General features: G+C 76.8%; 4 protein-coding genes and 1 pseudogene. 2 read left to right on the top strand and 3 right to left on the bottom strand.

Annotated features, from left to right (window positions below; all coding sequences use genetic code 11):
• On the top strand, window positions 1-647 hold a 647-nt coding region (locus tag NH602_RS28595; RefSeq protein ID WP_253069430.1), incomplete at its 5' end, for a hypothetical protein.
• A gap of 20 nt (window positions 648-667) precedes the next feature.
• On the opposite strand, the gene NH602_RS28590 is transcribed toward NH602_RS28595, so the two are convergent.
• Together NH602_RS28590 and NH602_RS28585 are read right to left on the bottom strand one after the other, a co-directional pair.
• Complete coding sequence (locus NH602_RS28590) at window positions 668-1,219, bottom strand: TetR/AcrR family transcriptional regulator (protein ID WP_073578039.1); 552 nt, start codon at window positions 1,217-1,219, stop codon at window positions 668-670.
• A gap of 83 nt (window positions 1,220-1,302) precedes the next feature.
• Window positions 1,303-1,671 carry an SPW repeat protein gene (locus NH602_RS28585; protein ID WP_179760613.1) on the bottom strand — a complete coding sequence of 123 codons (369 nt, stop codon included), beginning with the start codon at window positions 1,669-1,671 and terminating at the stop codon, window positions 1,303-1,305.
• Between the two features lie 180 nt (window positions 1,672-1,851).
• Here NH602_RS28585 and NH602_RS28580 point away from each other — a divergent pair, with 180 nt between their 5' ends.
• Window positions 1,852-2,526: a hemerythrin domain-containing protein gene (locus NH602_RS28580; RefSeq protein WP_253069429.1), complete on the top strand. Its 675-nt coding sequence runs from the start codon at window positions 1,852-1,854 to the stop codon at window positions 2,524-2,526.
• On the opposite strand, the pseudogene NH602_RS28575 reads toward NH602_RS28580, so the two are convergent.
• Window positions 2,487-4,317, bottom strand: a pseudogene (locus NH602_RS28575) (hypothetical protein); the annotation flags it as partial. The gene NH602_RS28580 and the pseudogene NH602_RS28575 overlap by 40 nt on opposite strands.

Raw genomic sequence — 4,317 nt, 5'->3', positions numbered from 1 at the left:
TGCCCGAGAGCCGTCCCGTCGACCGGCCCGGCGAGCCGGCCGCCGTCGCGCCGGCCGGGCCGTGGCCGACCGTGCGACCGCCGTCCCTGCGGGCCGTCGTCATCGGCCGGGTCGCGGCCGGGGTCGCGGCGGCGTGGTTCGGCGTCGTCTACTCGATCACCACCGACGTCCACGCCCGCGCCGACCACCTGCTGGCCGCGATCGTCGTCGGCGGGCTGCTGAGCCTGCTCGGCGTGGTGCTGCTGTGGCTGTCGGCGTCGCGGATCCCGGTGCGGGTCGCCCCGTCCCGCGGGCCGGACATGGGACTGGTGCGCGACCGCGCGGCCGCACGGAAGGTGCTGCGCTCGGGAGGTACCCCGGACGGTGAGCAGCGCAGGCTGATCGCCGTCGACGTGCTCGCCGACGCCCGGCTCCCGCAGGTCGCGGGCGCGGTGTTCGCGCTGCTCGGCCCGCTGGTCATGGCGGCGGTCAACGCCTCGGGGCCGCTCGGCTGGGCCGGCCCGCTCACCGCCGGGCTGATCGTCGTCGTACTGGTGCTGGTCGGATGGCGGACGTGGGCCGCGCACGCGCTGCACCGGCTCGCCGACCGCAGGCACACCGTCCCGCGCTACGAGGAGTCCGGCGCGCCCTGGCGCCCCTGGCCCTGACCCCCGCTCCGGGGGCGCCGCTACAGGCCCGCGGCGACGAAGGACAGCTCGGCCTCCATGTCGGTGCGGGCGTCGTCGCCGTGCCGGTCCAGGGCGTAGCGGTGCCCGATCGCCGCGGCCAGCAGCCGGGCGGCGCCGCGGATCCGATCCGGTGCCCCGCCGCCGGTGTGCAGCACCTCGTGCACCGCGTCCTCCAGCTCGCCGGAGCGGCGCAGCAGCGCGTCCCGGACGACCGGGTGGGTGTCGGCCTCGCGCCACAGCAGGTGGGACAGGACCGAGGACGCGTCGAGCGCCCGGTCCAGCGCGGTGACCAGCGCACGCAGCCCGGCGAGCACGTCCCCGGCGACGGCGACGTCCGCCCCGCGCACCGGGTGCGGGAGCCGTTCGACGAGCGCTTCGAGCAGGTCGGGCTTGCGGCGGAAGTAGTAGTGCACCAGCCCCTTCGGCACCCCGGCACGCTCGGCGATGCGCGAGGTGGGCGTCGCGTCGAAGCCGTGCTCGGCGAACAGCCCCTCGGCCGCGTCGAGGATGCGGTCCCGGGCGGGTGCGTCCGGGTCGAGCTCGTGGTCCACGGTGCGATCCTCTCCCGGACGCTGCGGGGGCCGCGACCCCTCCGGGTCGCGGCCCCTCACCTGGTCGTCGTGCTGCCGGACGGTCAGTGCATGGCGAGCGTGCGGTGTTCCGCGTTCGCCGCGGGCAGCGCCGAGGCCGCCACGACGACCGCGAGGACGCCCGCCACCCAGGACGTCCACGACGCCCCGGTCAGCGCGCTGTAGCCCATCACCCAGGGGGCGAGGAACAGCAGCACGCCGAGCACACCGTGCACCCATTCGCTCGCCACCGAGCCGGGCACGGCGAGCGACCAGAGCGACGTGGCGGCGAGCACCACGCCCAGTACGACCATCGTCCACGCGGCGGCGGCGTTCGTCGTCGTCACGAGAGGCGAGAGGGCCGTCAGCACACCGATCACGAGAGCGGCCCAGTCCTGCCACCGCTGCCAGGTACGACCAGTGGTCCCAGCCATCGTCAGTCACCTTCTCCTGTGAGGTCCCTATGGGGATACCTCCGGTCTACTCTTGGTTGGCCGGCCGGTCAAGGGCCGGGCGAACGGTGGCACAAGTGAAGTGCAAGTCCCCGGCCGGCGGGTGGGCGCACCGTCTGCGGTGTCGAGAGACCGACCGCCCCGAACCCGTAGGAGATCCCGGTGACCACCGCCCGCGACACCCGTACCGCCGACCTGGTCGGCATCACCCTCGCCCACCGCGTCATGCGGGTCGACCTGCACCGGCTCGCCGACGCCGCCCGCGCGATCGCCGACGGCGCGCCCTGCCCGGACCGGCGCGCCCGCGCGCTGCGGACCTGGCTGGAGCACCTGGAGCACGAGATCCACGGCCACCACACCGCCGAGGACGACATCGCCTGGCCGGTGATCGCCCGGCACGCCGGGCACGCCGTCGACCTGGACGAGCTCAGCGACGACCACGGCCGCCTCGACCCGCTGCTCGCCGCGGTGCGGGAGGCTGCGGCCGCCGTCGTCGCCGCGTCACAGGGACCGGCCCGGGCGCAGGCGGCGGGCGTGCTCGCCGACCGGCTCGCCGTCGTCCGCGACGAGATCGACGAGCACCTCGACGCCGAGGAGCGCGACCTGTTCCCGGTGATCGAGCGCCACGTGCCCGCCGACGACTGGGACGCCGTCGTCGCGCAGGTGCAGAAGTCCGGGCCGGGCCTGCGGTTCATGCTGCCGCGGATCGTCGCCGTGACCACCCCGCAGGAGTGGGCCAAGATGCGCCGCGAGGCCGGGCCGGTGGTCGTGCTGATGGAGCGGCTGCTGCGCGGCGGCTACCGCAGGCGCTGTGCGCTGGTGTTCGGCACGTCCTGAGCCCCGGGAGCCGGTGCCGTCGAGTGGTCGGCGACGGCCGCCGAGAGCAGCCGCCGGGCGCGGTCGCGCCACACCGGGGCACCCAGCTCCGCCGCGACCCGCTCGGCCTCGCGCAGGTGGTGGACCCGGCCGCCGCCTGCCGGGTCGAGCAGCCCCTCCAGACCGGCGAGCACCAGGTCGGTGGGGCCGAGCGCGATCGTGCCCGACGACAGCCCCGCGACCGTGCCCGTCCACGGGCGCAGCTGCTCCCGGTACCGCGCGGCGACGTCCCGGTCGGCCAGGCCGACCGCCACCTCGGCGCGCACGCAGGTCCAGATCAGCCAGTAGTAGCTGCGGGCCAGCTCCGCGTCCGGCGCCCACACCTCGCGGGCCCGGACGGGGTCGCCCGCGTGCAGGTGGGCCAGCGCGAGGAAGTCACCGAAGGTCGGCGGCAGCGCGTCGCGGAGCGCCTCGAGCTCGGGGACCAGCTCGCCGAGGCGGCCCTGGTCGTACCGCACGACGAACCGCCCCAGCAGCCCCATCAGCGCCCCGTTGACCTGGCCGGCACCGACCAGCCGGGTCGCGAGCTCGGAGTAGCGCTCCTCGGCGGTGTCCAGCTCCCCCGCGACGAGTGCGCGCAGCGCCGAGAAGATGTAGGCCCAGCCGAGCGTGAACTCCAGCTGGCCGCCCGGGGCCCCGGCGACGGCGGCCTCCGCGTGCCGTGTCGCCGCGTCGAGGTCGTGGCGGCCGGCGGCGACCATGAGCTGCAGGTGGTGGGCCTGCGTGCGGTAGCCGGCGTGCCCGGCCCGGCCGCCGAGCTCGGCCAGCTCCTCCCCCACCGGGGCCAGCTCGTGCCACAGGTCCGGGGCGAGGACGGCGAAGAACCGGGCGTTGAGCGCCCGGCAGCGCAGCAGCGGGTCGACGCCGCGCCCGGTGAGCGCCATGGCCTCCGCCGAGGCGGAGCGGACCCGGTCGTCGTCGTGCCCCTCGATCTCGAACACCAGGGCGGCGAGCAGCCGCACCCGCCGGTCGACGGCGTCGGGCGGGGTCGCCGCGAGCTCGGTCTCGATGAGGTCGATCAGCTCGGCGTCGATGTTCTGGCCCGGCCGGATGGTCCAGCTGACCGGGGTGTCGTAGCTGGTCAGGACGGCGCCGAGCCACTGCGGTGCGGCGGCCGTCGCCTGGTCGACGGCGGTCCGGCGCTCGGTGAGGGCGGTGTGGCCGTCGCCGCCGCGGGCGAGCTCGGCGACCAGCGCGCAGCGCAGGGCGAGCTCGTCGTCGACGCCGGTCCCGGCCCGTCCGGCGAGCTCGACGGCGCGGCCGTAGAACCGGGCGGCCTCGCGGTGCGAGCCGAATCCGGCGGCGGCCGCGGCGGCGGCACGGACCGCGGCCAGGGCCCGGTCCGGCTCGACGGCGGACCCGGCGGCGAGTGCGTGGTGGGCCAGCGGGACCGGGTCGTCGGGCCGCCTGCGGGTGAGGATCGCGTGGGCCGCGGCGTGCAGCCGGGCGCGACGCAGCTGCGGGATGTCGCCGTAGAGGGTGTCGCGGACCAGGTCGTGGGAGAACCGCAGCCGTCCCGGCCCGGGTTCGAGCAGCATCCCGCCGAGCACCGCGGGCTCCAGGGCGTCCAGCGGGTCGGCGCCGTCGGCGGTGGCGGCGAGGTCGAGGGCGTCGTCGGTGTCCAGGTCGCGGCCGAGCACCGAGACCCGGGCCAGCGCGGTGCGGGTGATCGCGGGCAGCCGGGCCAGGCGCCGGCGCAGCACCTCGCGGACCCCGGCCGGGACGGCGTCGGCCGCGGCGGACGGGCCCTCG

The organism is Pseudonocardia sp. McavD-2-B, assembly GCF_024124365.1.
Classification (GTDB): domain Bacteria; phylum Actinomycetota; class Actinomycetes; order Mycobacteriales; family Pseudonocardiaceae; genus Pseudonocardia; species Pseudonocardia alni.
The sequence above is the reverse complement of the archived record's forward strand: the minus strand, read 5'-3'. Positions and strand labels throughout refer to the sequence as shown.

Coding starts and splice junctions, on each gene's coding strand:
- NH602_RS28585 (WP_179760613.1), bottom strand. CDS start 1,671: ATGGCTGGGACCACTGGTCGTACCTGGCAGCGGTGGCAGGACTGGGCC.